The organism is Pseudomonas abietaniphila (assembly GCF_900100795.1).
Lineage (GTDB): Bacteria > Pseudomonadota > Gammaproteobacteria > Pseudomonadales > Pseudomonadaceae > Aquipseudomonas > Aquipseudomonas abietaniphila.
The window spans coordinates 22,740-38,034 of the sequence record NZ_FNCO01000024.1; the positions used below are offsets into that span (position 1 = coordinate 22,740).

Below are 15,295 nucleotides of genomic sequence, written 5' to 3' on the forward strand. Positions count from 1 at the left end.
ATGTCGCTATCCAGTGTTTTCAATATCGCCGGCAGTGGCATGAGTGCGCAGAACACTCGCCTGAACACCGTCGCCAGTAACATCGCCAACGCCGAGACTGTTTCGTCCAGTCTGGACAAGACCTACCGCGCCCGTCACCCGGTGTTCGCCACTGTGTTTCAAGGGCAGGAGTCCGGCGGCAGCGCGTCGCTGTTCGAAGATCAGGGGCAGGCCGGCACCGGCGTGCAGGTGTCCGGCATCGTCGAAGATTCTTCCAATCTGGAAGCACGTTACGAGCCCAACCACCCGGCAGCCGACAAGAACGGTTACGTCTATTACCCGAACGTCAACGTCGTCAATGAGATGGCTGACATGATTTCGGCGAGCCGCTCGTTCCAGACCAACGCGGAAGTCATGAACACCGCCAAAACAATGATGCAGAAGGTCCTGACTCTGGGTCAGTGATAAGGGGCGAATGCAATGAGCGTGACTAACGACACGACGACCAGCGACTACCTCAAGTCGTTGCAGACGGTGACCTCCGGCAAGACCGGCGACTCCGCCACGGGCGCCAGCACGCTGGGCAAGGACTCGTTCCTGCAGCTGCTGGTCACCCAGATGCAAAACCAGAACCCGCTCGACCCGCAAGACAACAGCGAATTCGTGGCGCAACTGGCGCAGTTCAGCAGCCTGGAAACCATGCAGAACCTGAGCACATCGGTTGATGCGATTGGCGGCATGTACCAGTCATCGCAAGCGCTGCAAGCGTCGTCGCTGGTGGGTCGCTCGGTGATCGTCGACAGCGGTTCGACCAACGTGGACACCACTAAGGGCATGACCGGTCAGGTCGTTCTGCCTTCTACCAGCACCGTGACCAGCGTCGATGTTTACGACAGCACCGGCACCATCGTGCGCACGATCGACCTCGGTGAGCAGAAAGCCGGCAATGCCAGCTTTACCTGGGATGGCAAAGACGACGCGGGCCAGACACTGGCGACCGGTAACTACAGCTTTAAAGCGTCGGGCAGTCTGGACGGTACGAAAACAGGGCTCACGACCTACCTCCCTGCGACGGTGACCAGCGTCACCATGGGCACGGCTGGCACTGCCATGACGCTTAACCTGGCCAACGGCGAAAACATCGCCTTGTCCAAAGTTCAACAAATCGGAATCTAGAGCCGACTCGACGGCGCAGGAGTGATACATGTCTTTCAATATCGGTCTGAGTGGGCTCTACGCAGCAAATAAAAGTCTCGACGTCACCGGCAACAACATTGCCAACGTCGCGACCGTCGGCTTCAAGTCGTCCCGTGCCGAGTTCGCCGACCAGTACGCGCAATCCATTCGCGGTACGTCCGGTGGCACCAGCGTCGGCAGCGGCGTGACCACCGCAGCGGTCACGCAGAACTTCACCCAAGGTGCGTTGACCACCGGTACCGGTCGTGATCTCGACCTGGCAATCAACGGCAACGGCTTCTTCATGGTCAGCAACAATGGCGAGAAGCTGTACACCCGTGCCGGTAACTTCCACACCGACACCGCCGGCAACGTCATCGACACCAACGGCAATAATCTGCAGGGTTATGGCGTTGATGCCAATGGCAACGTGAAGACGGGCGTTTTGACCAACCTCAAGGTCGACACCTCGAACATGCCGCCGAAGGCGACCAGCGAGATCACCATCAGCTCGAACCTGAATTCCGCTACAGAAATCAACACCGCTGCGGCGTTCGATCCGGCGAAGGTCGAGACCTATGACCTGACCTACAGCACCAAGATCTACGACAGTCAGGGTAACGAACACCAGCTGAACCAGTATTTCCGGAAGACGGGACTCAATACCTGGGACATGTACACACAGATCGACGGCCGCAGCATCAGTGACCCGACGCAGACCACACCGGATGTGACCAATCTGACGTTCGATTCGGCGGGTAACATGGTCACCACGCCAGCGCCGACTTCGACTGCCAACATGGTGGTGAACGCCGACGGTACGTTCACCATCGCGAACTGGATCCCAGGCCAAAGCAAGACCGTAGGCTCCACCACTACCTGGGCAGCCAACGGCGCCGCCGCAGCAGCGGGTGGCATGAAGTTTGATATGTTAGCGACCACGCAGACCAATGCTACTGGCGGTGCGATCTCCAAGAATCAAAATGGTAACTACACCGGCCAGATCAGTGCGATGAGCGTTGACTCCTCGGGTAAGCTGTTCGCTACCTACACCAATGGTTTGTCTCAGACTATCGGCCAGGTAGCGTTGACATCTTTCGCCAACGTCCAGGGCCTGTCTCCGGCGGGCGGTACCATGTGGCGTGAAACCTACGCTTCGGGCATTCCCGTGACCGGCGCGCCGGAGTCCGGTACGTTGGGCAACATTACCGGTTCGGCGCTGGAAGAATCCAACGTTGACCTGACCACCGAACTGGTCGAGCTGATCAAGGCGCAAAGTAACTATCAGGCGAACGCGAAGACCATTTCGACTGAAAGCACCATCATGCAGACCACGATTCAGATGACCTGATAACGGTTCTTTTTTATTGAGCCCCTCCTTGGAGGGGCTTTTTTTTTGAGTGTTAGAAACTGAATCGGGTTCGGCCCTCAGGACGAACCATCAGCGTCATTCCAAACAGGATCTTCATCCGAATCACAGCAGCACAGCCGCCCCATGCGGTGCAAAAAACATCAAGAGTCATCCCACTCTCTTCCTGGAAATTTCCTACTTCCGTTAATGCGAGACTCAAATTCGCTGACAAATTAATGCCATTGAAAGGTCGCTTTCGATCGCATTCGTTTGCCTGCGAAACCCATGCATTGACGGACGTGCCGTGCATAGCGGCTCAGGGAGAGTTCATGTCATTCAACATCGCAGTGGCCGGTCTGCACGCGGCGCATAAACGAATGGAAGTTGCCGGCAATAACATTGCCAACGTCCATACCTCAGGTTTCAAGTCTTCGCGCGCGGAATTCGCCGCGGTTTATTCTTCTGCAGGCCTGGGGAGCGGTCGATCTTCAGGTGATGGCGTACGCGTGGCGGATGTCTCGCAAAACTTCGCGCAGGGGGGCGCTAAATCGAGCGAGGGACGCCCGTTAGACATGCGGATCCAGGGCCAGGGGTTTTTTGTGATGAGCGACGGCGGCGCATTGAGCTACACGCGCTCGGGGGCCTTTCACATGGACAAGGAAAACTTCGTGGTCGATGCCCAGGGCGGTCGGTTGCAAGGGTATGGCGTCAATAACGAAGGCGAGCTCATCAGCGGGGTGCGAAGTGACCTGAAAATCGACACCGCCAATCTTGCACCTGAGCCCACGAGCAAGGTGGGGCAGACCGTGAACCTTGACGCCGCCACGGCTTCGCTGGCGGCTGTTCCGCGTTTCAATCCCGATGATTCACGTACGTATACACGTATGGTCAGCCGCACGATTCAGGACGCGGGCGTGCCGGAAGTGAAGGAGGTTCTGGGTATCGACGCTGCGGGGAACAGCACCGTCGTGATCCCGGCAAAAGCCGCTGTGCCACCGCAGGATCATGAGCTCACGCAGTACTTCGTCAAGCTCGACGACAACACCTGGACCTCGTACATCTTCATCGACGGCATCAACCCGCTGGACCCGTCCAACAGGTCACCGCTGGAGGTCGGGTTGCACACCCAGTCCAACGGTGCACTCTCGCTGACCGGCAATTCGGCGGCGATCGACAAGACGTCCAACACTGAACTGGCCCTGCGAGACTGGCGCCCGGCAATCAAGGTCAATGGCGGCTGGGTGCCGAGTGACGCGGCCAATGCCGGTCCGATTTCCATCCCGCTCAGCGATGCCAGCGGCAGTTTGCTCAGCCCGACGGACGCCGTCATACCGCGTCCGGTTCCGACGTTCAACCCGAACGACCTGTCCACCTACAACAAGGTGTTCACCTCAACCGTATTCGACAGCCTTGGCAACGCGCACCCGATGGCGCAGTACTTCGTCAAGGATGGCAGCAACAGCTGGAAGATGCATGTGCTGGTCGACGGTCTGAACCCCCAGGACCCCAGCCGCAAGGATCCGGTGACGGCGAGCATGCTGTTCGACAGTCGTGGCAACTTGCAGTCGTTGGTTGGCGGTGCCGGGTTGGTGGGGGCGAGCCAGACATTGACCCTGACGGGCTGGGTGCCGGCCAAGCCGATGGAGGGCGGTCGCCCCGGCAGTTCGTGGGGCAGCAATGGCGCTTCGGCCAACGGTGACGGGATCGTCATGGACATGAGCAAGCTCAGCCAGTACCGCGCACCCACGGCCTTGACCTCGCCGGTGGTCGATGGGCATGCGCCGGGGGAAATCCGGGCGATCTCGATTGATCGCACGGGTGTCATCAGTGCCGGTTTCAGCAACGGCCTGCACCGCAAGATCGGTCAGGTCATGCTTGCCAGTTTCACCAACGAACAGGGTCTGCAGGCCATCACCGGCACGCGCTGGAAAGAAACCCATGAATCGGGCGTCGCCCAGTACGACGGGGCGGCGATCGGCAGTCTGGGCAGTATCGCCGAGCAGTCACTGGAGGGCTCCAACGTCGATTTGTCGCAGGAGTTGGTGGAGCTGATTCAGGCGCAGACGGCGTACCAGGCGAACTCGAAAACGCTGTCCACTGAGGCCGAGTTGATGCAGACGTTGATCCGGGCGACGTGATCGAGAGGATGGCGGCGTGCGCGGATGCCGGGTGCGCCGCCTTTCCAAAGGCTATCGACTAACCCTGTGGGAGCGAATTTATTCGCGATGCGGTCGAGCTGGCGATGGATCTCTATCGCCTGCCCACGCCTCTCGCGAATGAATTCGCTCCCACAGGCGTGGACTGGATGCTTGCTTAAAGGGTTAATGATTGTGCCAGCACCCGATTCAACTCAAATAGAACAATCAGCCTTCACAAACCCTCTGCTGACCTTGGTCCAGCCCTTGCCAGGGCTGGTCTGTGCGCAGACGGTTTTGTCCTTTCCTTGCCAAAGGTAATACGGCGCTCGCGCGGCAACGGCCACGGTGGAGCAGGCGAGGAGGAGGGCGAGGACGAGCGGCAAGCGCATGGCAGGTTCCTGTGGCAAAAAAGGCCGGTGAGCAAATCGCTGCAATTATCGCTCCTCGGTTAAAGCGCCTCACGCGAAATTTTTTTGGCGGCGCAGACGACGGATTTCGCACAAAGCGGCGGTCCACCGTCGCGGCTGGAAATCGTCTCGGTCAGCGACAGTGATTTGGCCCCGTAAGCATTGGAAAATCAGCACTTTGTATCGCCGCTGAAAAACTGGTTCGATTATTGCTATGACCTCTGCAGTACAGCTACAGGCGGCAAACGTCTGTCGGAGGAGGAAGACTGTGGACAAGTTGCTTTACGTGGCCATGAGCGGTGCGTCGGAAAACGCCATTGCGCAAAAGGCCCATGCCAACAACCTGGCGAACGTCTCGACCAACGGATTTCAGCGCGACCTTGAACAGGCCCGCTCGATGCCGGTGTTTGGCGAGGTTAACCCGTCGCGCGCCTATGCCATGAGCGAGCGTCCGGGCACCGACTTCAGCCAGGGTTCGATGATCGACACCGGTCGTGAACTGGACGTTGCCGTCAAGGGCAATGGCTGGATGGCGGTCCAGACCCCCGACGGCGGTGAGGCCTACACCCGCACTTCCAGCATGAACATTGACGCCCTCGGCGTGCTGCGTGATGGCAATGGTTTGCCGGTCATGGGCAACAGCGGGCCGATTGCCGTGCCGCCTCAGCAGCAGATCGAGATCGGCGCCGACGGCACGATCAGCGTTCGCTCCCTGGGTGAAAGCCCGCAGGTCATGGCTGAGATTGACCGCATCAAGCTGGTCAAGCCGAACCTGGCGAACATGGAAAAAGGCCCCGACGGTCTGATGCACACCAAAGACGGCAAACCGGCGCAGGCCGATGCCGATGTGCAGGTGGAATCCGGGTTCCTGCAGTCGAGCAACGTCAACGCCGTCGAGGAAATGACCTCGGTGCTGGCGTTGTCCCGTCAATTCGAACTGCACATCAAGATGATGAAGACCGCCGAGCAGGATGACGAGTCGATGGCTCGCGTCTTGCAAATGGGCTAATGACTGACAGCTTGCGCCGATAATCAGGCGCTCGAGGAGAAACACGAATGCTTCCGGCACTGTATGTAGCGAAAACCGGCCTGGCGGCTCAGGACACCAACCTGACCACCATTTCGAACAACCTGGCCAACGTCTCGACCACGGGTTTCAAAAGTGATCGCGCCGAGTTCCAGGACCTGCTCTACCAGATCAAGCGTCAGCCAGGTGCTCAGTCCACTCAGGACAGCGAGCTGCCTTCCGGTCTGCAACTGGGTACCGGTGTGCGCATTGTCGGCACGCAGAAAAACTTCACGGCGGGCAGCCTGCAAACCACCAACCAGCCGCTGGACATGGCCGTGAACGGCCGCGGTTTCTTCCAGATCCGTCAACCTGACGGCACCCTGGCCTACACCCGCGACGGTACGTTCCACCTCGACCAGAACGGCCAGATCGTGACCTCCAACGGTTACGCGCTGGAGCCTGCGATTGTCGTTCCACAAGACTCGCAGACCTTCACGGTCGGTGAAGACGGCACCGTGTCGATCACCACGTCGACCAACACCGCGACGCCACAGGTCATCGGCAACATCCAGACCGCCGACTTCATCAACCCGGCCGGCCTGCAATCGCAAGGCGGCAACCTGTACCTGGAAACTGCTTCCAGTGGTGCGCCGCAAGTCGGTACGCCGGGCCTGAACGGTCTGGGCGTGGTCAAGCAGAACACCCTGGAAAACTCCAACGTCAGCACCGTTGAAGAGCTGGTGAACATGATCACCACTCAGCGCGCCTACGAGATGAACTCCAAAGTCATCTCGACCGCCGACTCGATGCTGCAGTACGTGACGCAGAACTTGTAATCCGGCGTTGTAAACGGAGCCTGAGACACCTGATGTTCTTCAACGAAACACCTGATCAATCCGATGGGGCGACTGAAAACCGCCTGCTACACCGCGAGGTTTTAAGTGTCATGAAACGGCTTTCTGTATTGCGGCTTTCCCTGTTGGCAGCACCGCTGTGCGGTATCGCGCTGCTGACAGGTTGCGTTGCGCCTTCGGCCAAACCCAATGACCCTTACTACGCGCCGGTGTTGCCACGAACGCCGCTGCCTTCGGCGGCGAACAACGGTTCGATCTATCAGGCCGGTTTCGAGCAGAACCTCTATGGCGACCGCAAGGCCTACCGGGTCGGTGACATCATCACCATCACCCTGTCCGAGAGAATGGCAGCCAGCAAGGCGGCCAGTTCCGGGATCAGCAAGACCAGCAAAACCAGTGTCGGCCTGTCGTCGCTGTTTGGCGTGGGCGTGAACACCAATAATCCAGTGGGCAGCGGCGACCTGAGCCTGGACGCCGGTTACTCCGGCGACCGCGCCACCAAGGGCGACGGCAAGGCCGCGCAGAGCAACAGCCTGACCGGTTCGATCACCGTTACCGTGGCCGATGTGCTGCCTAACGGCATTCTGTCGGTGCGCGGCGAGAAATGGATGACGCTCAACACCGGTGACGAGCTGGTGCGTATCGCGGGCCTCATCCGTGCCGATGACATCGCCACCGACAACACCGTGTCGTCCACTCGCGTGGCCGATGCGCGCATCACATATTCCGGTACAGGGGCGTTTGCCGATTCCAGTCAGCCAGGCTGGTTCGACCGATTCTTCCTCAGCCCGTTGTTCCCTTTCTGATACCGGGATAGCCATGATCACGTTCAAGCAACTGATAGCGGCAGCGCTGCTGTTCACCACGGCCATGGGCGCACACGCCGAACGCCTGAAGGACATCGCCAGCATTTCCGGCGTGCGGACCAACCAATTGATCGGTTACGGCCTGGTGGTGGGCCTGAACGGCACGGGTGACCAGACCACCCAGACCCCGTTCACCCTGCAAACCTTCAACAACATGCTCTCGCAGTTCGGCATCAAGGTGCCGGCGGGCTCGGGCACGGTGCAGCTGAAAAACGTGGCGGCCGTGGCGGTGTACGCCGACCTGCCACCGTTTGCCAAACCGGGTCAGCAGATCGACATCACCGTGTCGTCCATCGGTAACTCGAAAAGCCTGCGCGGCGGCAGCCTGTTGATGACCCCGATGAAAGGTATCGACGGCAACGTGTATGCGGTCGCTCAGGGCAACCTGGTGGTCGGCGGTTTTGATGCCGAAGGCCGTGACGGTTCCAAGATCACTGTCAACGTTCCGTCGTCGGGTCGTATCCCGGGCGGTGCATCGGTGGAACGCGCGGTGCCAAGCGGTTTCAATCAGGGCAACTCGCTGACGCTGAACCTTAACCGCAACGACTTCACCACTGCCAAGCGCATCGTCGACAAGATCAACGACATGCTTGGCCCTGGCGTTGCTCAGGCACTGGACGGCGGCTCTGTGCGCGTGACCGCGCCGCTGGACCCTAACCAGCGAGTCGATTACCTGTCGGTGCTGGAAAACCTGGAAATCGATCCGGGTCAGACCTCGGCCAAAGTCATCATCAACTCGCGTACTGGCACGATCGTGATCGGTCAGAACGTCAAGGTGTCGCCTGCTGCGGTGACCCACGGCAGCCTGACCGTGACCATCACCGAAGACCCGGTGGTCAGCCAGCCGGGTGCGTTCTCCAACGGCCAGACCGCCGTGGTCCCGCGTTCCAAGATCAACGCGCAGCAAGAGCTGCACCCGATGTTCAAGTTCGGTCCCGGCACCACGCTGGACGAAATCGTGCGTGCAGTTAACCAGGTGGGCGCAGCCCCGGGTGACTTGATGGCCATTCTCGAAGCACTCAAGCAGGCCGGCGCATTGCAAGCCGATCTGATCGTGATTTAAGGGCGCAGCGATGAGTATTCCAAGTGGCGGTCCGTCCAGTACTGCTGGCGATTCGGGGGCGTATACCGACCTCAATCGTCTGACCGCCTTGAAGACAGGCGACCGCGACAGCGATGCCAACCTGAAGAAGGTGGCGCAGGAATTCGAGTCGCTGTTCGTCAGCCAGATGCTCAAGGCCATGCGTTCGGCCAACGAAGTGCTGGCCAAGGACAACCCGATGAACACCGCAGCCACGCGGCAGTATCAGGACATGTACGACCAGCAATTGTCGGTGAGCATGTCTCGCGAGGGCGGTGGTATCGGTCTGCAGGACGTGTTGATGCGTCAACTGTCCAAGAACAAGACCACCGAAATCGCGCCAGCGACCAACGCACTTAATGCCGCTGCCAAGCCTGACGCCGCTTCGGCACAGCCGGGGTTGGCAACTCGAATTGCCCAGCGTCCGCTGTGGGCCACACGTTCCGTTGCCGCGCCTGCCACGTCGGCCGACGGCACGCCGCACAACGACGTCGCCGCCCTGAATTCCCGTCGCCTGTCACTCCCGAGCAAGCTCAGCGACCGGATCCTGGCAGGTATCGTGCCGAACACCTCGGGCACGCAGGATGCCGCTGCCAGTGCGACCACGCTGAAGAATCGCATCGCCGTTGCCAATGCCGTCGACGCCGCCAAAAAAGCGGGCAGTCAGGGCAATGGCGACTGGACCATCGGCCCGGAATTCAACGCCCAGGCCAATGCCTATGTGCGCAGCCGGGTGCAGACCCCGTTGGCACCGGGCAAGGCGGCGTTCGCCAACGCCGACGAATTCGTCTCGACCATGCTGCCGCTGGCCAAGGACGCCGCCGCGCGTATCGGCGTCGATCCGACCGTGCTGGTGGCGCAGGCGGCGCTCGAAACCGGCTGGGGCAAATCGATCATGCGTCAGTCCGACGGCAGCAGCAGTCACAACCTGTTTGGCATCAAGGCACAGGGTAACTGGCAAGGCCCTGAAGCCCGCGCGATCACCAGCGAGTTCCGTGACGGCAAGATGGTCAAGGAGACGGCGGACTTCCGTTCCTACGACTCGTACGCCAGCAGCTTCCATGACCTGGTGAGCTTCCTGCAGAACAACAATCGCTATCAAGCCACGCTGAAATCGGCCGATAACCCGGAACAGTTTGTGAAAGAGCTGCAGAAGGCCGGTTACGCCACGGACCCGGACTATGCCAGCAAGATTTCTCAAATCGCGAAACAGATGAAGAGTTACCAGAATTACGCAGCCGCATCGGGCTCTTCCACGACTTTATAAGGTTTGAACCATGTCACTGATTTCAATTGGGCTTTCGGGACTGAACGCCAGCAGTGCAGCGATGACCACCATCGGCAACAACACTGCGAACGTGGGTACGCTGGGCTATTCGCGTCAACAGGTAATGACCAGCGCGGGCGCGCAGCAGAACATCGGCGTCGGCTTTATCGGCACAGGCACGACGCTGTCCGATGTCCGCCGGATCTACAACAGTTTCCTTGATACCCAGTTGCAAAGCAGTACCTCCCTGAATGCTGATGCCCAAGCCTATCTGGGCCAGGCGAGCAAACTTGACTCGATCTTGTCGGACAGCTCTACCGGCGTAAGCAAGGTATTGAGCAGCTTTTTCACTGCCATGCAGGCGATGTCCACCGATGCAACCAACAGTGCCGCCCGTAATACTTTCCTGAAAAGTGCTCAGAGCCTGTCAGCTCAGTTCAATAGCATCTCTGGGCAGATTAAAGATCAGAACACCCAGATCAACAGTCAGATGACCAGCGTTGCTGGGCAAGTCAACTCTTTGGCTTCTTCGGTAGCCGACCTCAATTCGCAGATTATCCAGGCCAGGGCCTCGGGGAACGAACCGAACTCCCTGCTTGATGCGCGTGAAGAGGCCGTGCGTCAGCTTAATGGCCTCGTTGGTGCCAAAGTTGTCGACAACAACGGCAGCTACGACATCTACATCGGCACAGGGCAACCGTTAGTGACCGGGAATAAGGCAAGTACACTCACCGCTGGCCCAAGTGACTCTGATCCAAACGCTTACTCGCTGAAAGTCAATTATCAGAACAGCAGTCTGGACGTTACGTCTGTAGTGACCGGTGGCACCCTCGGCGGCTTGGTCCGGTATCGCAGCGACGTCTTGCAACCAGCAGCCAAAGAACTGGGTCGCTTGGCGATAGTGGTGTCCGATCAAATCAACAGCCAACTGAATCAGGGTATCGACGCCAATGGTGATTTTGGCGCCAACCTGTTCAATAGCATTAATGACCCTAGCCTGACCGCTTTGCGTAGCCTCGCTAACAAGAATAACGACGTCTCGTCGGGCAATCTCGCCGTGTCAATTACGAACTCCGGATTGCTCACCACTGATGACTATCAAGTGACTTTCTCCGGTGTTGATGCCGGTGGCAACGCTACCGGATACAGCGTCAAGGTGATGCCCAATGGTGCGAGTCTTGGGCCATTTAGCATCAACGACGGTGCACCTAAAGAACTGACGGACAGAGGTTTTTCGCTTTCCTTCGTACAGGCAAATAGCGCGTCTGGACCTGCTACTTTCAAGGCGGGTGACAGCTTCCAGGTCAGCCCGACGAAGACAGGTGCCGACGGTATCAAAACCGTCATGACTGATCCCAAGACGCTCGCCGCCGCTGCGCCGCTAACCGGCAGCGTCGGTGACGGCAATAAAGGTACCGGTCAATTCGGCCAGCCCGTTCTTGTGAGCCGTACGGACATCTACCAGTCGCCCGCAGCCATGGCTGACATGCGCAATGCGTTGAAAAACTCCATGCCCATTCGCATGGTGATGGGGGATAAGGACGCAACCACCGGGGCGCAGAGTTTCAAGTTGCTCGATGCGTCCGGGAAGCCAGTGCTCAATGACAAGGGTGTAGCAATCACCGGCAACATCACGCCTGGGCAGAGTAACCCTTTGAGTTTCAAGGTCGGCTACAAGGACTTGGCCAACAACGATCAGTTCTATGAGTTCAGTATGACGGTCTCGGGCTCGCCGACGTCAGGCGACACCTATAACATTGACGTTACTGGCGCTGGATCATCCGACAACCGTAATGCGCTCACGACGCTCGGTCTTCAAACCAAACAAACGGTCGATATTGCTGCGGACAACGGCACCGGTATGAGCATGGTTGGGGCTAACACGCACCTGATCTCCTCAGTAGGCGCACAGGCAGCTCAGGCGAAAAGCGATGCTGATGCCACCACCGCAGTGGTGGGGCAGGCCAAAAGCGCAAGGGACAGTGTTTCTGGCGTGTCGATGGATGAGGAAGCGGCAAACCTGGTCAAGTATCAACAGTACTACACCGCCTCATCGCAAATCATCAAAGCGGCCCAAGCCATTTTCAGCACACTGATCAACAGTCTTTAAGGGGGCGTAATCATGCGTATTTCAACTGCTCAGTATTACGAAGCCAGCGCAGCAAACTATCAGCGTAATTACGCGAACGTCATCAAGTCAGGCGATGAAGTCTCCAGCCAGGTAAAACTCAATACCGCTGGCGATGACCCGGTAGGCGCGGCGCGTGTGCTCCAGCTTCAGCAAATGAATGCCATGCTGACCCAGTATCAGACGAATGCTAGCGCGGTGAATACCAAAGGTACGCATGCTGAATCGGTGTTGAGTTCAATTAATACCGCGATTCAGCGCGCGCAGGATTTGGTGATTGGCGCGGGCAGTGCGGCTTTTTCTGACAAAGACAGGCTGGCAAACGCGGCCGAACTCAAAGAGTTGCAATCGCAGATTCTGGGGCTCATGAACAGCCAGGATGCTGATGGTAGCTACCTGTTTGCGGGGTCTAAATCTACGACGGTGCCGTACGCAATTAATCCTGACGGGACCTACAGCTATCAGGGCGACCAGTCCAAGAATAACGTTGACATTGGAAACGGTATTTCGACCGCAACCAATACAACGGGGTGGGAAGCCTTTGAGCAGGCAGTAAACACGACCCGAACGAGCGCGACCCTGACGTCCCCAGCCACCAATGATGGACTGGTGTCGATGTCTGGAGGCGTAGTGACCTCCAGTGCCGATTACAACGCCAAATTCGTAGGCGGTCAGCCTTATTCCATCACGTTTACCAGCAGTACAGAGTTCGTGATACGGGATAAAGACCTTAACGATGTCACGGCCGAAGCGTCTGGTAAGGGCTCTATTTCTTCAGACTCTGCTGCCAGCCAGAACGTGACATTCCGCGGGTTGCAATTTAGTTTGAACGTGAACCTGACGGATGCCCAGAAGGCGGATAAGGGGCTGGCGGACGCTGCGATGAAAACTCACAGCTTCGATCTGGCTATTTCCCCCAGTTCCATTTCGACGGCGCGCATGCCGGGGAACGCTTCTTCGTCAGTCATCACCGGCTCCAGCGTGACCGATCCGGTTGCGTTCAACGAGTCCTTCCCCCAGGGCGGAGCGATACTGAAGTTCACCACCGCAGATGACTTCGAGGTTTATGCGTCTCCCTATGACGCAGCGACCAGCAAGCCAATTACCACGGGAACTGTGGTCGGTAATACCGCCACGGTTGCCGGAGTGACATTCAATTTCAGCGGTCCACGGATTGCAGGCGATCAATTCACCGCGCAAGGGTCTACGCAGCAAAACCAGAATATTCTCAACACGTTGTCATCCGTGATAAACGCCCTGACAACGCCGGTTGATGGGGATGTTTTAGGGCAGCAACGTCTTCAGGCCAGCCTTTCTTCCGCAATCGGCAACCTGCAAAGCGCATCAGAGCAGATCGGGACGGCGTTGGGTGATATCGGCGCCCGGACGGATGCGGCGACAAAACAGCAGGTTACGAATCAGACGTTGCTCGACAACGGAAAACTGGAATCCAGTTCGATCACGGCCTCGGATCCCGCAGAAGCTATAACCCGTCTGACGTTGGAGCAAAGCATGCTCCAGGCATCACAGTTGGTCTTTACGAAAATCTCGACCTTGAATCTGTTTAGTCAGTTGTGACACCGGTTTAGCCTATTGCGATTTCCGGCCCGCTTTGCCGACCTCAGTGGTCGCTTCCGCAAAGCGGGCGGACTCTCTTGAATCGGGGCCGCTCCTACCACCCTCGATCCGCGTAATTCATGACATCTTCATGTCTATTCCCTGTCTGATAGGCAATCGACCCTTGCACCGGACCCATCGGTCAGCTAAAAGCTTGTAAAACTTTTGGTGACCTATGAGTCATAACGGGCATCTTCACTGTATCGTGCTTGCAGGCGATGAAGGCATCAGGCTGATTTCAGAGACTTTCTGAAGCGGCCAGAGTCTTCCGGTTGCCTTTTTTTTCGGCTTCAAGCCCCGGATTTTTAATGCCCCGCCTTTGGGCGACGGGTGATGTTCAGCAGTTTTTGATTGGGAAGCCATGATGATTGGCATTAAAAGCATAGCGAGTTACGTGCCAGCAGCCGGCGTTGACAATTACGCGCAGGGTGCCAAATTCGGGAAGGATGAAGACTTCATCCTCGGCAAGATCGGTTCTGCTTTTCTGCCACGCAAGGACGATGCTCAGGAAACCTCCGACCTGTGCGTCGAAGCAGCCAACCAGCTGTTCGCCAACAACCCTGAGCTTTCGCGCGACGCCATCGATGTTGTGATCGTGGTCACCCAGAACGGTGACGAAGAAGGCCTGCCGCACACCGCAGCCATCGTTCAACATAAACTCGGCCTGCCGACCCATGTGGCGGCCTTCGACATTTCGTTGGGCTGCTCGGGTTACGTTTACGGTATCTACGCGCTCAAAGGCTTCATGGAAGCTACTGGCCTGAAAAATGGCCTGTTGATCACCGCTGACCCGTATTCGAAGATCGTCGACCCCGAAGACCGCAACACCACCATGCTGTTCGGCGACGCCGCGACCGCGACCTGGATGTGCGAGGGCGCGCCGTGGCAACTGGGCAAATCCAAGTTCGGCACTGACGGCGGTGGCGCAGAATTCCTCAAAACCACCGACGGCGCCTTCTTCATGAACGGTCGTCAGGTGTTCAACTTCGCGCTGGTCAAGGTTCCGGCGCATCTGAACGAGCTGCTCACCGATTCGGGTCTGCAATCGACGGACATCGATGCGTTCTGTATCCACCAGGGCAGCGCCGCGATTGTCGACGCGGTGGCCCGCCGTTTCGAAGAAGGCAGCTCGCCTGAGAAGTTCGTCAAGGACATGCTCGAGACGGGCAACACCGTGTCGTCGAGCATTCCGCTGCTGCTGGAAAAACACGTGCTCAACGCCACCTGGAAGCGCGTGGCACTCAGTGGTTTCGGCGTAGGCTTGTCCTGGGGTTCGGCGATCATTTATCGTCCTTGATCTTTCGCGGGCAGCAGTTGAAACGGCGATGCTGACAATCAGGTCGCCGTTTTTTTATGTCTGGATTATCTCTATATCCAAAACTAATCTACGAAACGTCTTACAGCATATTTCTAATGCTCTGA

The 15,295-nt window shown here is 58.1% G+C and carries 13 protein-coding genes; 12 read left to right on the forward strand and 1 reads right to left on the reverse strand.

Annotated elements, in window-relative coordinates; all coding sequences use genetic code 11:
* From flgC to BLS87_RS30535, 4 genes are all read left to right on the forward strand, one after another.
* Positions 1–444 carry a flagellar basal body rod protein FlgC gene (gene flgC / locus BLS87_RS30520; RefSeq protein ID WP_074758736.1) on the forward strand — a complete coding sequence of 148 codons (444 nt, stop codon included), beginning with the start codon at positions 1–3 and terminating at the stop codon, positions 442–444.
* A gap of 15 nt (positions 445–459) precedes the next feature.
* Complete coding sequence (flgD, locus tag BLS87_RS30525; RefSeq protein ID WP_074758738.1) at positions 460–1,155, forward strand: flagellar hook assembly protein FlgD; 696 nt, start codon at positions 460–462, stop codon at positions 1,153–1,155.
* A gap of 28 nt (positions 1,156–1,183) precedes the next feature.
* Entirely contained in the window at positions 1,184–2,506 is a 1,323-nt protein-coding gene (flgE, locus tag BLS87_RS30530; RefSeq protein ID WP_074758740.1) for a flagellar hook protein FlgE, read from the forward strand.
* A gap of 329 nt (positions 2,507–2,835) precedes the next feature.
* A complete protein-coding gene (locus BLS87_RS30535; protein WP_074758742.1) occupies positions 2,836–4,644 on the forward strand; it encodes a flagellar hook protein FlgE in 1,809 nt (602 codons plus the stop codon).
* A gap of 212 nt (positions 4,645–4,856) precedes the next feature.
* Here the strand turns inward: BLS87_RS30535 and BLS87_RS34330 are convergent, their stop codons facing one another.
* Positions 4,857–5,033 carry a hypothetical protein gene (locus BLS87_RS34330; protein ID WP_167362128.1) on the reverse strand — a complete coding sequence of 59 codons (177 nt, stop codon included), beginning with the start codon at positions 5,031–5,033 and terminating at the stop codon, positions 4,857–4,859.
* A gap of 286 nt (positions 5,034–5,319) precedes the next feature.
* On the opposite strand from BLS87_RS34330, the gene BLS87_RS30540 reads away from it, so the two are divergent.
* The 8 genes from BLS87_RS30540 (at position 5,320) to BLS87_RS30575 (ending at position 15,170) form a co-directional block, all read left to right on the forward strand.
* A complete protein-coding gene (locus BLS87_RS30540; RefSeq protein WP_074758744.1) occupies positions 5,320–6,060 on the forward strand; it encodes a flagellar basal body rod protein FlgF in 741 nt (246 codons plus the stop codon).
* A 47-nt stretch (positions 6,061–6,107) separates the two neighbouring features.
* On the forward strand, positions 6,108–6,896 hold the full coding sequence (gene flgG, locus BLS87_RS30545; protein WP_074758746.1) for a flagellar basal-body rod protein FlgG: 789 nt from the start codon (positions 6,108–6,110) through the stop codon (positions 6,894–6,896).
* A 110-nt stretch (positions 6,897–7,006) separates the two neighbouring features.
* Positions 7,007–7,720, forward strand: a complete 714-nt coding sequence (gene flgH, locus BLS87_RS30550; protein ID WP_074758811.1) for a flagellar basal body L-ring protein FlgH — start codon at positions 7,007–7,009, stop codon at positions 7,718–7,720.
* A 13-nt stretch (positions 7,721–7,733) separates the two neighbouring features.
* A complete protein-coding gene (locus BLS87_RS30555; protein WP_074758748.1) occupies positions 7,734–8,843 on the forward strand; it encodes a flagellar basal body P-ring protein FlgI in 1,110 nt (369 codons plus the stop codon).
* 10 nt (positions 8,844–8,853) lie between these two features.
* A complete protein-coding gene (flgJ, locus tag BLS87_RS30560; protein WP_074758750.1) occupies positions 8,854–10,128 on the forward strand; it encodes a flagellar assembly peptidoglycan hydrolase FlgJ in 1,275 nt (424 codons plus the stop codon).
* Positions 10,129–10,138: 10 nt separating this feature from the next.
* Complete coding sequence (gene flgK / locus BLS87_RS30565; RefSeq protein ID WP_074758752.1) at positions 10,139–12,238, forward strand: flagellar hook-associated protein FlgK; 2,100 nt, start codon at positions 10,139–10,141, stop codon at positions 12,236–12,238.
* 12 nt (positions 12,239–12,250) lie between these two features.
* Positions 12,251–13,834 carry a flagellar hook-associated protein 3 gene (locus BLS87_RS30570; RefSeq protein ID WP_074758754.1) on the forward strand — a complete coding sequence of 528 codons (1,584 nt, stop codon included), beginning with the start codon at positions 12,251–12,253 and terminating at the stop codon, positions 13,832–13,834.
* Positions 13,835–14,237: 403 nt separating this feature from the next.
* The gene (locus BLS87_RS30575; protein WP_074758756.1) at positions 14,238–15,170 is read left to right on the forward strand and encodes a ketoacyl-ACP synthase III; all 933 of its coding nucleotides are present in this window, start codon (positions 14,238–14,240) and stop codon (positions 15,168–15,170) included.
* Positions 15,171–15,295 lie beyond the last annotated feature (125 nt).